Genomic DNA, 15,197 nt, shown 5'->3' with positions numbered 1-15,197 from the left:
GCCATGGGGTCCTATATCGCCCGGCGCATCCTCGCCACGCTTCCCGTTCTGGGCGTGGTGGCGGTGATCGTCTTCCTTCTGCTCCGGCTGAGCCCGGGTGACCCGGCGGCGATCATCGCCGGGGATCACGCCACGGCGGACGACATCGCCCAGATCCGCAGGGAGCTCGGGCTGGACCGTCCGCTTCTTGAACAATTCATCCTGTGGCTGGGGCAGCTCCTGAGCGGGGATTTCGGGAACTCGATCTACCTGGACCGGCCCGTTCTGGGGCTCATCGCGGAAAGGGTGGAGCCGACCCTGGCGCTTTCCCTCACCACCATGGCCTTCGCCATCCTGCTGGCCATCCCCGCCGGCGTGGTGGCGGCCTGGCGGGCGGGCTCCTGGGTGGACCAGGCCTTCATGGCGCTGTCGGTGCTCGCCTTCTCCGTGCCGGTCTTCCTGATCGGCTACGGGCTGGTGATGGGGCTGTCGCTCGGCCTGGACATCCTGCCGGTGCAGGGCTTCGTCAGCCTGTGGGACGACCCGCTCGGCTTCGCCGCGCATCTTGTGCTGCCCACGGTCGCGCTGGGGCTGGTCTACACGGCGCTGCTGGCCCGCATCACCCGCGCGACGATGCTGGAAACGCTGAACGAGGACTTCATCCGCACCGCCCGGGCCAAGGGCCTGGCCGAGCCGCGCGTCCTGATCCTGCATGCGCTGAAGAACGCCTCCGTGCCGATCGTCACCACCATCGGCACCGGCATCGCCCTGCTGATCGGCGGCGTGGTGGTCACGGAAAGCGTCTTCGCCATTCCCGGCATCGGGCGCCTGACCATCGATGCCGTGCTGCAGCGGGATTATCCGGTGATCCAGGGCGTCATCCTCGTCATCGCCGGCATCTATGTTTTCGTGAATCTCGCCATCGATCTCACCTATTCGCTCCTGGATCCGAGGATTCGCTACTGATGAGCGCGACGACCCTCCCCGCCGTGGCGGCGCCGCGGTCGCGGCCCGGCCTCCTGCGGCGCTTCCGCCGGTACCCCTTGCCCTCCATCGGCGCCATCCTGCTTCTCGCGCTGGTGGTGTCGGCCCTGGCGGCGCCCTGGATCGCCCCGCACGATCCCTTCGAGATGAACGTGGTGGACCGGCTGGTGCCGCCGGGCGCCGACTACACCTTCGGCACGGATGCCTATGGGCGGGACATCTTCAGCCGCACCCTGCATGGCGGCCGCGTTTCGCTCTTCATCGGCGTGTCGGTTGCCATCGCCAGCACGGCGATCGGCCTGCTCATCGGCGTCGTGGCCGGGTATTTCCGGATGGCGGACGCCATCCTGATGCGCGTCATGGACGGGCTGATGGCCATTCCGGGCATCCTGCTCGCCATCGCGCTGATGTCGCTGACGCGGGCGAGCATCTGGGTGGTGATCGTGGCGATCACCATTCCCGAGGTGCCGCGCGTGGTGAGGCTGGTCCGGGCGGTGGTGCTGACGGTCCGCGAGCAGGTCTATATCGAGGCCGCGACGGCGATCGGCACGCGGTTCCCGCGCCTGATGTGGCGCCACATCCTGCCCAACACCGTGGCCCCGCTGATCGTCCAGGCCACCTATATCGCGGCCTCGGCGGTGCTGGTGGAATCCTATCTCAGCTTCCTCGGCGTCGGCACGCCGCCCGAGGTGCCGAGCTGGGGGAACATCATCGCAGAAGGCCGCCTTTACGTGCAGATCGCCTTCTGGAACATCCTGTTCCCCAGCATCTTCCTGGCGCTGATGGTGCTCTCCATCAACGTCCTCGGCGACGGGCTGCGCGACATGCTCGACCCGCGGCTGGCGAGGCGGCTGTGATGACCGAACAGCCGATCCTGGCCCTGGAAGGGCTGCGCACCGAATTCGCCACGGGCCAGGGCGCGCCCGTGGTCGCGGTGAATGATCTTTCGCTCACCCTGAAGCGGGGCGAGACGCTCTGCATCGTGGGCGAATCAGGCTGCGGGAAAAGCCTCACGGCGCTTTCCATCCTGCGCCTCCTGCCCCGGCCCTATGGCCGGATCGGGGGCGGGCGGGTGCTGCTGGAGGGGCGCGACCTGGCCCAGGCCACGGATGCCGAGATGCGCCAGATCCGTGGCCGCGCCATCTCCATGATCTTCCAGGAGCCGATGACAAGCCTGAACCCGGTGCTCACCATCGGCCGCCAGATCGCCGAGACGGTGATGGTGCATGAAGGGCTGGACTGGACCGCCTGCATGGGCCGCGCCTTGGAGATGCTGCGCCAGGTGCGCATCCCCGAGCCGGAGCGCCGGCTGCACGAATATCCGCACCAGCTTTCCGGCGGCATGCGGCAGCGCGTGATGATCGCCATGGCGCTGGCCTGCCGGCCGCGCGTGCTGCTGGCGGACGAGCCGACCACGGCGCTCGACGTCACCATCCAGGCGCAGATCCTGGACCTGGTGCGGGATCTTCAGGCCGAGACCGGCGCGGCCGTCATCCTCATCACCCATGACCTCGGGGTCGTCGCCGAAATGGCCGACCGGGTCCTCGTCATGTATGCCGGGCACAAGGTGGAGGAAGGAAGCGTCGAGGAGATCTTCGACGCGCCGGCGCATCCCTACACGCAGGGGCTGATGCAGGCGATGCCGCATCTCGGAAGCGGCGAGCACCGCTCGCGGCTCAACGAGATCGCTGGCGTGGTGCCGGCGCTGAACGCCCGGCCGCCGGGCTGCTCCTTCGCGCCGCGCTGCGGGTTGGCGACGGATCGCTGCCGCCAGGAAATGCCGCCGCTCACCGGGCTGGGCGGAACGCATATGGCGGCCTGCTGGGCGGCCGGGGGGAGCCAGGCATGAGCGCGTCGCAACCCGTTCTGGCCGTCGAGGGGCTGGTCAAGCATTACGGCATCCGGCCTGGCCTTTTCGGCCGCGCGCGGGCCCAGGTGCGGGCCGTGGACGGCGTCAGCTTCAGCATCGCGCCGGGCGAGACGCTGGGCCTGGTCGGCGAAAGCGGATGCGGGAAGTCCACGGTGGGCAAGGCGGTCCTGCGGCTGGTGGAGCCGACGGCCGGCCGGGTCACGCTGGAAGGGGAGGACATCACCGCGCTGAACCGCGCCGGCATGATCGCCAGGCGCCGGCGGATGCAGGTGATCTTCCAGGACCCTTATTCCTCCCTGAACCCCCGCATGACGGCGGGCGACATCGTGCAGGAGCCCCTGATCAATTTCGGGATCGGGAGCGCCGGCGAGCAGCGGGAGCGGGTTGCGGCGCTGTTCGCCCGGGTGGGCCTGCGCCCCGATCAGCGGTCCAACTACCCGCATGAATTCTCCGGCGGCCAAAGGCAACGCCTGGGGATCGCGCGGGCCCTGGCGCTCGGGCCCAGCATCATCATCGGGGATGAGCCGGTGTCCGCGCTGGACGTGTCGGTGCAGGCCCAGGTCATCAACCTGATGATGGACCTGCAGGACGAGTTCGGCCTCAGCTATCTTTTCGTGGCGCATGATCTCGGCGTGGTGGAGCATATCAGCCACCGCGTGGCGGTGATGTATCTCGGCAAGATCGTCGAGATCGCGCCGCGGGCCGCGCTTTTCGAGGAACCGCGCCACCCCTACACCGAGGCGCTGCTGTCGGCGGTTCCGGTTTCCCACCCCCGCCAGCGCCGCAAGCGGGTGACGCTTAAGGGCGACGTGCCCAGCCCCGTCAATCCGCCCCCGGGCTGCCGCTTCCATACCCGCTGCCCGATCGCGGTGCCCCTTTGCCGGGAGGTGGAGCCACCCCTGCTGGCCGACCCTTCCGGACACGCTACGGCATGCCATCTTCGCTCCCAGGCCAGTCCGGCCTGAGAAGGGGAAGTAATGGCAGTTCGATCAAAGAGCGGGGCCGTCGCGGCCGACGGCGCCGTCGCGCCCCGGCCGAAGGTGAGGATCGAGGAGGTCGCGCGGGCCGCCGGGGTATCGGCGGCCACCGTGTCGCGCGTCCTCAACCGCACGGCGCTGGTGAGCGATGACCTGCGGGACAGGGTGGAAGCCGCGGCGCGGGAGATGGGCTATGTGGCGCATGGCGCCGCCCGGGCCCTGGCTTCCCGGCGGTCCCGCGCCATGGGCGCCGTGGTGCCGACGCTGACGAACACGATCTTCTCGGACGCGATCGAGGCGTTCCAGCAGAGGCTCGACGCCGAACACCACACCATGCTCCTGGCGACCTATGACTATGACGAGGAGCTGGAATACCGCACCGTCCGCACCATGATCGAGCGCGGCGTGGACGGCCTGATGCTGGTCGGCAGCATGCATCCGCCGCATCTGCTGGAGTTGCTGGAAGCCTCCGGCGTGCCCTTTGTCCAGACCTGGGCATCGCCCAGGCGCAGCGAGCATCCGGCCATCGGCTATGACAATGGCGCGCTGGCCCGCATAGTGGTGGACCACCTCGTCGGGCTGGGGCACCGGGAGATCGGGATGGTCGCCGGGCTGACCCGGCACAATGACCGCGTGCAGGCCCGCATCGCCGGCGTGCGGGGGGCCATGCGGCGCCACAAGCTCCGGCTCCCGCCCGAGCGGATCGTCTACACCCGCTACCGGATCGAGGATGCCCGCGCCGCGCTGCGCGAGATGCAACAACGTGGCCCGATGCCGACCGCGCTCCTCGCCAACAACGACGTGGTGGCGATGGGGCTGGTCGTGGAAGCCGCCGCGCAGGGCCTGTGCGTGCCCGGAGACCTTTCCATCATCGGCGTGGGCGACCTGGAGATGGCCGCGCATATGCGCCCGCCGCTCACCACGGTGCGCACGCCGAAGCGGGCCATCGGAGCCATGGCGGCCGATTACCTGCTGGCGAGGAGCAATGGGCGGGATTTCGACCTCCCGCCCGAACTTTCCATGGAACTCGTGGTGCGCGGCACGACCGCCCCGCCCCCCATGCGTCACAAGGACCCTGATTCATGACGGTACCCAACGCGACCGGCCCCCGCCCGCGGCAAGATGCGCCCGGCTTCCCCGGCATGCTCGACGGCCTGCGCGTGGTCGAGCTGGCCGACGAGAGCGGCGAGTATGTCGGAATGACCCTGGCGGGGCTTGGCGCGGAGGTCATCAAGCTGGAGCCGCCGGGCGGCGCGCCGACCCGCGCCATCGGCCCCTTCCTGGGCGATGAGCCGGGCGCCGAGCGTTCCCTGCATTTCTGGAACTACAACCGCGGCAAGCGGTCCGTCATTCTCGATCCCGGCACGCCGGAGGGCCGGGCCGATCTGAAGCGCCTCCTCGCTTCCGCGGATATTCTCCTGGATGCGAGCGGCGGCGCCGTGGCGAAGGCGCTGGGCACGGAGCCGCGGGAGATCGCGGCGCTGCATCCGGGCCTCATCGTCGCGCGCATGACGGCCTTCGGCGATGCCGGCCCGTGGAAGGACTACAAATCGTCCGACCTCGTGCATCTCGCCCTGGGCGGGGTCATGATGAATTGCGGCTATGATCCGGATCCGTCGGGCCATTACGACACGCCGCCGGTCGCGCCGCAGCTCTGGCACGCCTACCACATCGCCGGGGACCAGATGCTTGTCGGCATCCTCGCGGCCCTGCTGCACCGCCTCCACACGGGGGAGGGGCAGGACCTTTGCGTGGCGATCCACGAAGCCGTCTCGAAGAACACCGAGCTGGACGTGATGTCGTGGGTGATGCGGCGGGCGCCGCTTTTCCGCCAGACCTGCCGGCACGCCGCCGAGAAGCCCACCCATGTGCCCAGCATCGGCCACACCAAGGACGGGCGCTGGTACATCGCCACGGGGGTTTCCGTGCGGGACCAGACGAACCTGGTGCCTTTCCTCGACAACTACGGCATGGCGGCGGACCTCGCATTGCCGGGGGCGGGCGCGGACACCAAGGCCCGCAACGTCCCCGGCTCCGGCGCCAGCGACGAAGGCAAGGCGCATATGCTGGAGATCGTCCAGCGCTTCATCCGGTCCTGGCGCTACGACACCATGCCCTGGCGCGAGGCGCAGGCAGCCGGCCTGCTTTGGGCTCCGCTGCGCAAGCCGCATGAGAATGTCGGCGATGTCCATTGGCAGAAGCGCGGCACCTTCGCCGAGATCGAGCATCCGGAGCATGGGCGGAGCTTCCATTACCCGGTGAGCCGCTGGCTTTCCACGGAAACGGCGTGGAAGGCGGGGCGCCGCGCGCCGCTGCTGGGCGAGGACACGGAAGCCGTCATGGGCGGCCTGGCGCCGAGGCCGCCCATGACCGCGCCCGCCCGGCCACGCGGCGCCCCGGCGCCGGCGCTTTCCGGCTGGAACAAGCCGTTCCCCCTGCAGGGCGTGCGAATCTTCGACTTTTCCTGGTTCCTGGCCTCCGCTGGCGGCACGCGCTTCGCCGCGGCGCTCGGCGCGGATGTGATCAAGGTGGAGTGGAAGGACAATCCGGACACCCGCCTGGCCGCGATGTCCCCGGTGGGCGGGCGGGAAGCACGGCGCGCTGCCACCGCGCCGCTGCAAGGCGTGACCGATCCGGACATGGGCGGCCAGTTCAACAACAAGAATTCCGGCAAGAGCGGGCTTTCCCTGAACATCCGCCACCCGAAGGGGCTGGAGATCGCGCGCCGCCTGATCGCGCAATCGGATGTGGTCGCTGAGGGCTTCTCCCCCGGCGTGCTGGAGCGCCTCGGCCTCGGCTATGACGTGCAGCGCGGCCTGCGGCCGGACATCATCTATGTGCAGCAATCCGGCATGGGCGGCGTCGGCTCCTATGGCCGCTTCCGCACGATCGGGCCCGTGGCGGCCGCCTTCGCCGGAACCTCGGAAATGTCGGGCCTGCCGGAGCCCGCCATGCCGGCCGGCTGGGGCTATTCCTATCTCGACTGGATGGGCGCCTACAGCTTCGCCACGGCGATCATGGGCGCGCTCTTTCACCGCGACCGGACGGGGAAGGGGCAATGGATCGATTCCTCCCAGTGCGAGGCGGGCATCTTCCTCGGCGGCGTGCCGGTGCTGGACTGGTCGGCCAATGGGCGGCTGTGGTCGCGCATCGGCAACCGTTCCCCCTACAAGCCTGCCGCGCCGCATGGCGCCTATCGCTGCGCGGGCGAGGATCGCTGGATCGCCATCTCGGTCTTCGACGAGGCGGCCTGGAGGGCGCTGGCAAAAGTGGCCGGACGGCCGGCCTGGCTGGAGGACCCGCGCTTCGCGACGCTGGAGGCCCGCCTGCTGCACCAGGATGCGCTGGACGCGGCCGTCGGCGAATGGACCGCGGGCCAGGACGCCTATGCCTGCATGCACATCCTGCAGGCTGCCGACGTGCCGGCCGGCGTGTGCCAGAACGCGGAAGATCGCTGCGACCACGACCCGCAGCTTGAGGCGCTGGCCTGGATGACGGAAGTGACCGGCACCAAGATCGGCCGCTGGCCCGTGGCGGAAATCCCCGCGAAGCTGTCCCGCACGCCGCCCTACAGCGGCGGCATCATCGATCGCGGCGCGCCCGGATATGGCGAGGACAATGCGCGCCTGCTGGGTGAGCTGCTGGGCTACTCGTCCGCCGAGATCGCCGCGCTGGCCGAGGAAAACGTGATCTGAGGCGCTGCGGTGAGCCTTCCCGACCAGCCGGCCCTGGTGTTCATCGGCGACATCCACCGCCAATGGCACCATGTGGCCCGTGGCCTGGCCGCGCTGCCGGAGAAGCCGGCGGCGGCGGTGCTGCTGGGCGATATGGAATGCGACCATCCGCTCGACCAGGTGGCGGCGCCGCTGCTGGATGCGGGCATCGCGGTCCACTGGATCTGGGGCAACCATGATTACGATGGCGGCCCGCGGATGTGGGACAATCTGACGTCCCGCGCCCGCAATCCCCGGACCGGAAATGGGGCGCTGAATGCGCGCGTGGCGACCATTGGCGGCATCCGGATCGCGGGGCTGGGCGGCACCTTCCGCCGCCGCGTCTGGGAGCCCCCTGGACCGCCAAGGCTGCGCGGGCGCGTGGAGCTGGCGGCGGATCTGGGCACGCTCGGCGCCGGGTGGACGGCGGAGCAATGCGAGGCGATGCGCCAGGCACTCGCGGCCATGGCGATCTGGCCGGAGGATGTCGCGGCCCTGGCCGGCCTCCGCGCCGATGTGCTGGTGACGCATGAGGCGCCGTCGAGCCATCCGCAGGGCTTCGCGGCCATCGACGCCGTCGCGCGCGCCCTGGGTGCGCGGCTCATCATCCATGGCCACCACCATGTCTGCTACCGCGCCCGCGCCGCGGATGGGCTCCAGGCGCAGGGCGTCGGGGCCGGCTGGGCGCTGGGGCTCGATGGCGCCGTGTGGTGGCAAGGCGAGCCGGACCGCTGGTTCGGCAAGGCCGCGCATGGCTGGCACATGATCTGAGGAAGGAGCATCCCGGGATGCGCATCAGTGATCTTGAGGGCAAGCGGGTTCTTGTCACCGGAGCCTCCACCGGCATCGGTGCCGCGGTGGCACGGGGCTTCGCGGCGCAGGGCGCGCATGTGGCGGTTCACTACAATTCGAGCGACACGGCCGCGAGGGCGGTCGTGGCGGAGATCGAGTCCGCCGGCGGCCGGGCCATCATGCTCCAGGCCGATGTGCGGTCCGTGGAAGCCTGCACGCAACTCGTGCAGGAGGCGGCGGCGGCGCTGGGCGGGCTGGACGTGCTGGTGAACAATGCCGGCGGCGTGGTGAAGCGCCATCCTTTGCGCGACATCGACGATGCGCTCTACGACGAGATCGTCCATCTCAACGCGCGTTCCGTCTTCGCCTGCTCCCGCGCCGCCCTGCCCATCATGGAAGCGGCCGGCGGCGGCTGCATCATTTCCACCACCTCCCTCGCGGCGCGCAATGGCGGGGGCAGCAAGTCCACCCTCTACGCCGCGTCCAAGGCCTTTGTTTCCAACTTCACGCGTGGCCTGGCCAAGGAGGCGGGGCGCAGCGCCGTCCGCGTGAACGCCGTGGCCCCCGGCGTGATCGACAAGCCGGGCCGCATGAAGACCATGCCGGCGCATCAGGTCGAGGGCGCTGTGAAGCTCACCCCCATGCGGCGCCTCGGCTCGGTCGAGGAATGTGTCGGCGCTTATCTTTTTCTCGCCTCGAACCGGATGGCCGGCTTCATCACCGGCCAGATCATCGAGGTGAATGGCGGCTTGCAAATGCCCTGAAGCGGGCGACGCGGCGGAGACCGCGAAACATAACCGGAGGAAACAATGAACACGAAGATCCTGAGGAGGGCGCTCCTGCAGGCCACGGGACTCGCGCCCTTTGCGGCGATGGCGCAGGCGCCGGACTACCCGGACCGGCCGGTCCGCATCGTCGTTCCGTATTCCGCGGGCGGAGGGACCGATGTGACGGCGCGCGCCGCCGCCCAGCGCATGTCGCCCGATCTCGGCCAGCCCGTGATCATCGAGAACCGCGCGGGCGCCAACACGGCGATCGGCGCCGAGAATGTCGCGCGCTCCAGGCCGGATGGCTACAGCCTGCTGATCTCGGGCTCCACGACCTTTGTGCTTCTGCCCCTGCTGTCCCGCCAGCTTTCCTTTGGCCCGGCGGATTTCACGCCGGTGTCCCAGCTCACCCAGCTGCCCATGGCGATGGTGGTGAGCCCCTCCGTCGAGGGCAGCCTGCCCGAGATCATCGGGCGGGTCCAGCGCGCGCCGTCGGAGTTCATCTACGCCCATACGGGAATGGGCAGCGCAGGCCATCTGATGGGGGAGCGGCTCTTCATGAACCATGCGCTGCACCTCAATTCCGTCCCTTATCGCGGCTTTTCCCAGACGCTGGTGGACCTGATGTCCGGCCGGGTCCCGATGACCTTCGAATCCGTGCCGGCCGTGATGCCGTTCCATCGCGAAGGCAAGGTCCGGATCGCCGCCGTGAGCAGCCCGCAGCGCCTGCCCAACCTGCCGGAAGTGCCGACCTTCGTGGAAATGGGATATCCGGGCATGGCCTTCTTCGGCTGGTTCGGCCTGGCCGCGCCGGCGGGCACGCCGGAGGCCATCGTCCGGCGCCTCGCGGATGCTGTGGCGCGCGCCAGCCGCGATCCAGGCTACCGCGCCGCGATCGAGGCCACCGGGCAGCAGGTGGTGGGCAACTCCCCGGACGAATTCGCGGCCGTGATCAAGACGGATATCGCGCAATGGCGCGCGGTGGTGGAGCCGCTGAACATCCGGCTCGATTGAACAAGACATCACTGGAGGACCCGAGGTGACCAGCAAGAAACCCATGGAGCTGCCACGCAGAAGCCTGCTGGCCGCTGGCGGCGCGATGCTCGCCAGTCCGGCCCTGGCCCAGCGGAACTATCCCGCCCGCCCCATCCGCCTGATCGTGCCATGGCTCGCGAGCGCCGCCGCCGATATCCAGCTCCGCGGCCTGGCGCAGATCGCCTCGCGCCATCTGGGGCAGCCCATCGTCATCGAGAACCGGGCGGGCGCGAGCGGAATCCTGGGCGCCCAGCTCGTGGCGAACGAGGGCAAGGGGGATGCCTATCTGCTGACGCAGATGCACAACACCGCCTTTCGTGTCGCCTACATGATGCAGCGCCCGCCCTATGACCTGCTCAACGACTTCACCTATGTGATCAGGCTTGTCGGCTATTCCTACGGCGTCGTGGTGCGGCCTGACTCGCCCTGGCGAACCTGGCAGGACTTCGTCCGCCATGTGAAGGACAATCCGGGCCGGGTCAGCTACGGCACGGCGGGGGTCGGCACCACGCAGCACATCACCATGGAGCAGATCGGCCGCGCCGCGAAGCTGGACTGGGTGCATGTGCCGTTCCGGGGCGGCGGGGACGACCTTCAATCCCTGATGGGCGGCAATCTCGACGCGGTTGCCTCGTCGAGCCTGTGGGCGGAGATGGTGCAGAACGGTCAGCTGCGCCTTCTCGTTTCCTTCGGGGAAGAACGCATCAAGCGCTTTCCGCAGGTGCCGACCTTGCGCGAGGAAGGCATCGATGTCGCGCAAACCTCACCCTATGGGCTGGTCGGGCCCAAGGGGATGGACCCGGGCGCCGTCCGCGTGCTGCACGACGCCCTGCACCGCGCCATGCGGGAGCCCGAGCATCTGGCATTGATCGAGAGGCTGGACATGCCGCTCGCTTACCTGAACAGCGCCGATTACGCGGCGAGCATCCCCGCGCTGATGGAGGAGCAGAAGGCGCTGGTGCGGGATCTCGGGCTGCGGATGTGAGAATGCGCCAAAGCATGGATGTTCTGGCGGACGGCACGTTCCTTCGGGATGCGTGACCGTCCCGGGATGCTCCGGCAGCCGAACCGGCCGCCGGAGCGCGGTGCGCTGTGGCGAAGGCGGGTCACCCCACCTTGAGCGGCGCCCCGGCCTCCAGCCCGAGCATGTCGGCGAGGGTGGCGTTGAAGATGTCGGCTGCCTCATAGGACACCCAGTGCCCTGCCTTGGGGATCACCCGGACATCGGCGCCCGGGCAAAGCGAGCGGATCAGATCGACCCGTTCGTTCACATGCGGGTAGGCCACAGCGTCGCGCTCGCCGAAGATGGCGTGGACGGGCACCCTGATGGATGGAAGCACGTCCCGCACCGCCGCGTCCGACACGATGTTCCGGCTCCGGTAGCGCGCCCGATCGCTGTTCCAGGCCTGGATTTCCACAGCCAGCTCGTCGATCGTGGCGGGGTCGGCCAGCATCAGGCTGGCGAGGTTGGCACGGTGCGCCGCCACGCGGTCCGGCCCCACGCGGCTGCGGACCGAGGTCAGGGGCGTCGCCTCACGCGGCAGCCCGAGCGCCCCGGGCCCGGTGAGGACAACCCGTTCCAGGCCCCGCGGCGCGCGGGCGGCGATATGCGATGAAATCACGGCGCCGAAGGAGAAGCCCACCAGATCGAAGCTGGCGCCCGGCCCGGTCTGGGCCGCGATCCCGTCCGCGAGGATGCCGGCAAGGCCCCAAAGATCGGTGTCGGCCGGCGGCAGGTCGGATTCGCCCAGGCCTGGCGTATCGGGGGCAAGGACGCGCCGGCTGCGCGACAGGAACGGGATGTTGCGTGCCCAGTGCCGCCAGGACCCGGCGCCGCCATGCAACAAGACCAGGGGCTTGCCCTCGCCCCATTCATGCCAGACGACGCGGCCCGCGCCGCAGGGTGTTTCCGAACGCCGGGAGCTGGCTTCAAGGGTGTCGAGCAGAGGGTTCACGGGTGGAATAAGGCCTTGGTGACGGTGGAAGGACAGGTGCCCGGCATCAGGCTTTCGGCACCCACGGTTCGGAGCGGGTTCGGCATCTCATCGGCCTGTTCGACCTGCTGCATCGTTTCGCCCGATGGCCGCCTTCTGGCGCCGCTCCCGTTGTTGCCGGCGTGGCGGAACGGCCTTTCCGCCCGGCGGCCTCCCGTTCAAACGCCGCATCATGAATAATGGATGCCGGGCTTCATGTCAGCAGCGACAAGCATCGTCGGGCCGGTGGTCTGGCCGCCGCCATGGCGCCGATGCCGCCCGCGGCTCATTGCTGGAAGTTCAAGCGCAGGCCTGGCTCCGGCCATTCCAGGGCCGCCACGGCGCCACGGCGCGACAGCGTGACATAGGCCGTCTTCATGTTCTCGCCGCCGAAGCAGATATTCGTCGGATGCGTGTCCGGCATCTCCACCGAGCGCACGACTTTGCCCGACGGGGAAAACACCGTGATCGTACCCGCCAGCAGCGTGGCAACGGCGATGTTGCCGGAGGCCTCGACCGCCAGGCTGTCGAAGCGGCACATTCCGGGCAGGCATGCAACAAGCCGGCCGCCATGCGAGGACGGGTAGGGCGCCTTGCGGATCATGCCCGGCGCCTCGATGTCGAAGGCCCACAGGCGCGCCGCCTCGGTATCCGCGACATACAGCACCGTTTCATCGGGCGACAAGCCGACACCGTTCGGCGTGACGATCGGATAGGCGATCTCGCGGATGGAGGAACCATCGGGCAGCGCGTAGTAGAGCCCGCCATGGTCGCGGTTGCGTTTGTAGCGCTTCCCGAGGTCGGTGAAATAGAAGCCGCCCTGCCTGTCGAAGACGATGTCGTTCGGGGCGGATAAACGGTTTCCGTCGCATTCGGTGTAAAGCGTCCGGCGCTCGCCGCTCGCCGGGTCCACGCGTTCGATATAGCCCCCGGCATAGTCGGCGGATGGGCCGGTGCCCAGGAAGTGCCCGGGCGGGTAATGGCTGCCCCCGTTGTTGCAGACATAAAGCGCGCCATCCGGACCAAGGGCGATGCCGTTCGGGCCGCCCGCGGCGGAACCCAGCCTGGCATAGGTGCCGTCGGCGGTCACCCGCGAGATCCAGCCTCCATTGATCTCGGCGAAGATGACCGAGCCATCGCGCATCGCGACCGGGCCTTCCGGAAAGCCGCGATGGTCAACCAGTATCCGGATGCCGCCCATGCCTTGTTCTCCCTTCGCCGCCCTCAGGCAGCCTGTTCTCGGTACGAGTTTTGAAAGCGCTTTCTCAGAAGGCTATGCGCAGTCCGGACCCCCGGCAAGGTGCTTTCCCGCTGGTTGACGGGCAAGGCCGGCAAGCTGGCCGGACCGCATGCCCGGCCTTGATCCGGGGAAGGGCGAAGCCGTGCCTTTGGCGATCCCGCGTCATCGCTGGACCGGCAATCCACCGCGGCCTATCCTGGGCGGAACAGCTTCTGGCGGTTCTGCGTCCCTCCCGCCCGGTCCGATGAACGGCGGATGCTTCCCGCCGATCCGCCCGCATGAGGAGGTAGAGCGGATTTGGTCCCTGTTTCCCGTGCCTTCTTTGCCCGTCCCGCCGCCAGCGTGGCGCAGGACCTGATCGGCACCATCCTGCTTGTGGACGGGATTGGCGGCTTGATCGTCGAAACGGAGGCCTATGATCACGAAGACCCGGCATCGCACAGCTATGCCGGGCGGACCGCGCGAAATGCCTCGATGTTCGGCCCGCCGGGCCATGCCTATGTTTACCGGTCCTATGGGCTGCACTGGTGCCTCAACTTCGTGTCCGGGGTCGAGCCGCTTGGCAGCGCGGTGCTCATCCGGGCCTTGCAGCCCATGATAGGGATCGAGGCGATGCAGCTTCGGCGCGGCGTCACGGCGCCGAAGCTGCTCTGCGGTGGCCCGGGCCGCCTGAGCGAGGCGCTTGGCGTCACGGGAGCCCTGGATGGTCATCCGCTGGACGAGGCGCCCTTCCTGGTCCTCGCCAGGGAACGGGACGTGCCGGTGGTCTGCGGGCCGCGCATCGGCATCTCGCGCGCGACCGAAATGCCATGGCGCTTCGGGCTGCAGGGGTCGGCCTTCCTCAGCCGCCGCTTTCCGGACCGGGCCGTGCCGCATGCGCCGGCACGGGGGCGGCGGTGCCCGTCACCCTAGCTGCCACCGCGCCGGCCGGCACAGGCGGTTGCCACGAAGGCCAGGGTGAAAAGCAGATGCACAACCAGGAAGATCCGGGCGGCCTCCCGTGCCTCGCCGCTCATGACACCCCAGGCGTCGTTGGCCGTCACGGCGCCGAAGCCGACGATGTTCGCGATGATGACGGCCGCCGGCGGCGCGGGCCGGAGATCCCTTGAAAGCCAGTTCAGCACGGCGATCCCGAGAAAGGGCCCGCCCAGCAGCCGCAGCAATGCCAGCAATTCGGGGGCGGCATCCACCGGCACGGCACCCCGGCCAAACTGCAGGGGAAAGACCATCAGCGCCAGGCCGATGCCGGCGAGGTACAAAGCCGAAAGCGTCAGCGTCAGTTTCGCCATTTCGCCGCCTTCCAACAGGTGATCGCCCATTCCCGGCATCCCCGGCGCCGCTCCCGGCCAGGGCTTTCCAGGCGCGCCTGCCCATGGATAGTGCGAGCCTTCCCGATACTCGATACGAAAATAGAATGGTCGGGCTGCCCTTGCGTGCTAGCCTGCGGTAGCACGGGCCGCAGCGCGTGCCTCGATCCTGGAGAACCCCATGACACGCTTGCCCCTCGTGATGCTGTCTGGCTTCGGACTTCTGCTGGCTGCCTGCAACGCGCCGCCCGCTTCCACGGGGGCGGCCCCCTCCACGGCGGGCTCGCCGACCGCGGGAACCGGGACCATCGCGCCCGTGGAGGGCCGCAGGATGCAGGACCCCGCGCCGGGTGTCGGCAGCCCCACGGCCGGCACTGGTGCCATCAACCCGGTGGAAGGCGCCCGCTCGCTGCCGCCCGGCCCCGGCACCGGCATGCCAACAGCGGGAAGCGGGCTCATCAACCCGATCGAGGGCAGGCGAAACAATCCCCCCACGCCGTGAAGGCAGGATCGCGCCGTTGAGGTGAAGCCCCGCCGCCGGCATCCCTTCCATCCCCAGG

The 15,197-nt window shown here is 69.1% G+C and carries 15 protein-coding genes; 12 read left to right on the top strand and 3 right to left on the bottom strand.

Annotation, left to right across the window (positions count from 1 at the left end):
* The first annotated feature begins 3 nt into the window (after window positions 1–3).
* The 10 genes from F0Q34_RS12275 to F0Q34_RS12230 are packed head-to-tail and all read left to right on the top strand — an operon-like array spanning window position 4 to window position 11,102.
* Entirely contained in the window at window positions 4–945 is a 942-nt protein-coding gene (locus tag F0Q34_RS12275; RefSeq protein WP_149812511.1) for an ABC transporter permease, read from the top strand.
* Window positions 945–1,820: an ABC transporter permease gene (locus F0Q34_RS12270; protein ID WP_149812510.1), complete on the top strand. Its 876-nt coding sequence runs from the start codon at window positions 945–947 to the stop codon at window positions 1,818–1,820. The genes F0Q34_RS12275 and F0Q34_RS12270 overlap by 1 nt, the downstream gene beginning before the upstream one ends.
* Entirely contained in the window at window positions 1,820–2,812 is a 993-nt protein-coding gene (locus tag F0Q34_RS12265; RefSeq protein WP_149812509.1) for an ABC transporter ATP-binding protein, read from the top strand. Before F0Q34_RS12270 ends, F0Q34_RS12265 begins: the two co-directional genes overlap by 1 nt.
* Window positions 2,809–3,798, top strand: a complete 990-nt coding sequence (locus F0Q34_RS12260; RefSeq protein ID WP_149812508.1) for an ABC transporter ATP-binding protein — start codon at window positions 2,809–2,811, stop codon at window positions 3,796–3,798. Before F0Q34_RS12265 ends, F0Q34_RS12260 begins: the two co-directional genes overlap by 4 nt.
* Window positions 3,799–3,810: 12 nt before the next feature.
* Complete coding sequence (locus F0Q34_RS12255; protein ID WP_149812507.1) at window positions 3,811–4,896, top strand: LacI family DNA-binding transcriptional regulator; 1,086 nt, start codon at window positions 3,811–3,813, stop codon at window positions 4,894–4,896.
* Window positions 4,893–7,505 (top strand): CaiB/BaiF CoA transferase family protein, encoded by a 2,613-nt coding sequence (locus F0Q34_RS12250; RefSeq protein WP_206668006.1) that lies wholly within the window; start codon window positions 4,893–4,895, stop codon window positions 7,503–7,505. Before F0Q34_RS12255 ends, F0Q34_RS12250 begins: the two co-directional genes overlap by 4 nt.
* A gap of 9 nt (window positions 7,506–7,514) precedes the next feature.
* Window positions 7,515–8,294, top strand: coding sequence for a metallophosphoesterase family protein (locus tag F0Q34_RS12245; RefSeq protein ID WP_149812506.1), 780 nt, complete (start codon window positions 7,515–7,517; stop codon window positions 8,292–8,294).
* A gap of 17 nt (window positions 8,295–8,311) precedes the next feature.
* Complete coding sequence (locus tag F0Q34_RS12240; protein WP_206668005.1) at window positions 8,312–9,079, top strand: SDR family NAD(P)-dependent oxidoreductase; 768 nt, start codon at window positions 8,312–8,314, stop codon at window positions 9,077–9,079.
* A gap of 45 nt (window positions 9,080–9,124) precedes the next feature.
* Window positions 9,125–10,096 (top strand): Bug family tripartite tricarboxylate transporter substrate binding protein, encoded by a 972-nt coding sequence (locus F0Q34_RS12235; RefSeq protein WP_149812505.1) that lies wholly within the window; start codon window positions 9,125–9,127, stop codon window positions 10,094–10,096.
* Window positions 10,097–10,121: 25 nt separating this feature from the next.
* Window positions 10,122–11,102 carry a tripartite tricarboxylate transporter substrate binding protein gene (locus tag F0Q34_RS12230; RefSeq protein WP_241665459.1) on the top strand — a complete coding sequence of 327 codons (981 nt, stop codon included), beginning with the start codon at window positions 10,122–10,124 and terminating at the stop codon, window positions 11,100–11,102.
* Between the two features lie 121 nt (window positions 11,103–11,223).
* On the opposite strand, the gene F0Q34_RS12225 is transcribed toward F0Q34_RS12230, so the two are convergent.
* Together F0Q34_RS12225 and F0Q34_RS12220 are read right to left on the bottom strand one after the other, a co-directional pair.
* Window positions 11,224–12,072 carry an alpha/beta fold hydrolase gene (locus F0Q34_RS12225; protein ID WP_161600858.1) on the bottom strand — a complete coding sequence of 283 codons (849 nt, stop codon included), beginning with the start codon at window positions 12,070–12,072 and terminating at the stop codon, window positions 11,224–11,226.
* 304 nt (window positions 12,073–12,376) lie between these two features.
* Entirely contained in the window at window positions 12,377–13,291 is a 915-nt protein-coding gene (locus tag F0Q34_RS12220; protein ID WP_149812503.1) for an SMP-30/gluconolactonase/LRE family protein, read from the bottom strand.
* 336 nt (window positions 13,292–13,627) lie between these two features.
* On the opposite strand from F0Q34_RS12220, the gene F0Q34_RS12215 reads away from it, so the two are divergent.
* Entirely contained in the window at window positions 13,628–14,242 is a 615-nt protein-coding gene (locus F0Q34_RS12215) for a DNA-3-methyladenine glycosylase (protein ID WP_149812502.1), read from the top strand.
* Here the strand turns inward: F0Q34_RS12215 and F0Q34_RS12210 are convergent.
* On the bottom strand, window positions 14,239–14,649 hold the full coding sequence (locus F0Q34_RS12210; RefSeq protein ID WP_206668004.1) for a hypothetical protein: 411 nt from the start codon (window positions 14,647–14,649) through the stop codon (window positions 14,239–14,241). The two genes, F0Q34_RS12215 and F0Q34_RS12210, sit on opposite strands and share 4 nt — an antisense overlap.
* A 169-nt stretch (window positions 14,650–14,818) precedes the next feature.
* Between F0Q34_RS12210 and F0Q34_RS21815 the strand changes: the two genes are divergently transcribed.
* Window positions 14,819–15,139, top strand: a complete 321-nt coding sequence (locus F0Q34_RS21815) for a hypothetical protein (protein ID WP_161600857.1) — start codon at window positions 14,819–14,821, stop codon at window positions 15,137–15,139.
* Window positions 15,140–15,197: the final 58 nt, after the last annotated feature.

This window comes from Teichococcus oryzae, from assembly GCF_008386565.1.
GTDB classification, from domain to species: Bacteria; Pseudomonadota; Alphaproteobacteria; order Acetobacterales; family Acetobacteraceae; genus Pseudoroseomonas; species Pseudoroseomonas oryzae.
The sequence above is the reverse complement of the archived record's forward strand: the minus strand, read 5'-3'. Positions and strand labels throughout refer to the sequence as shown.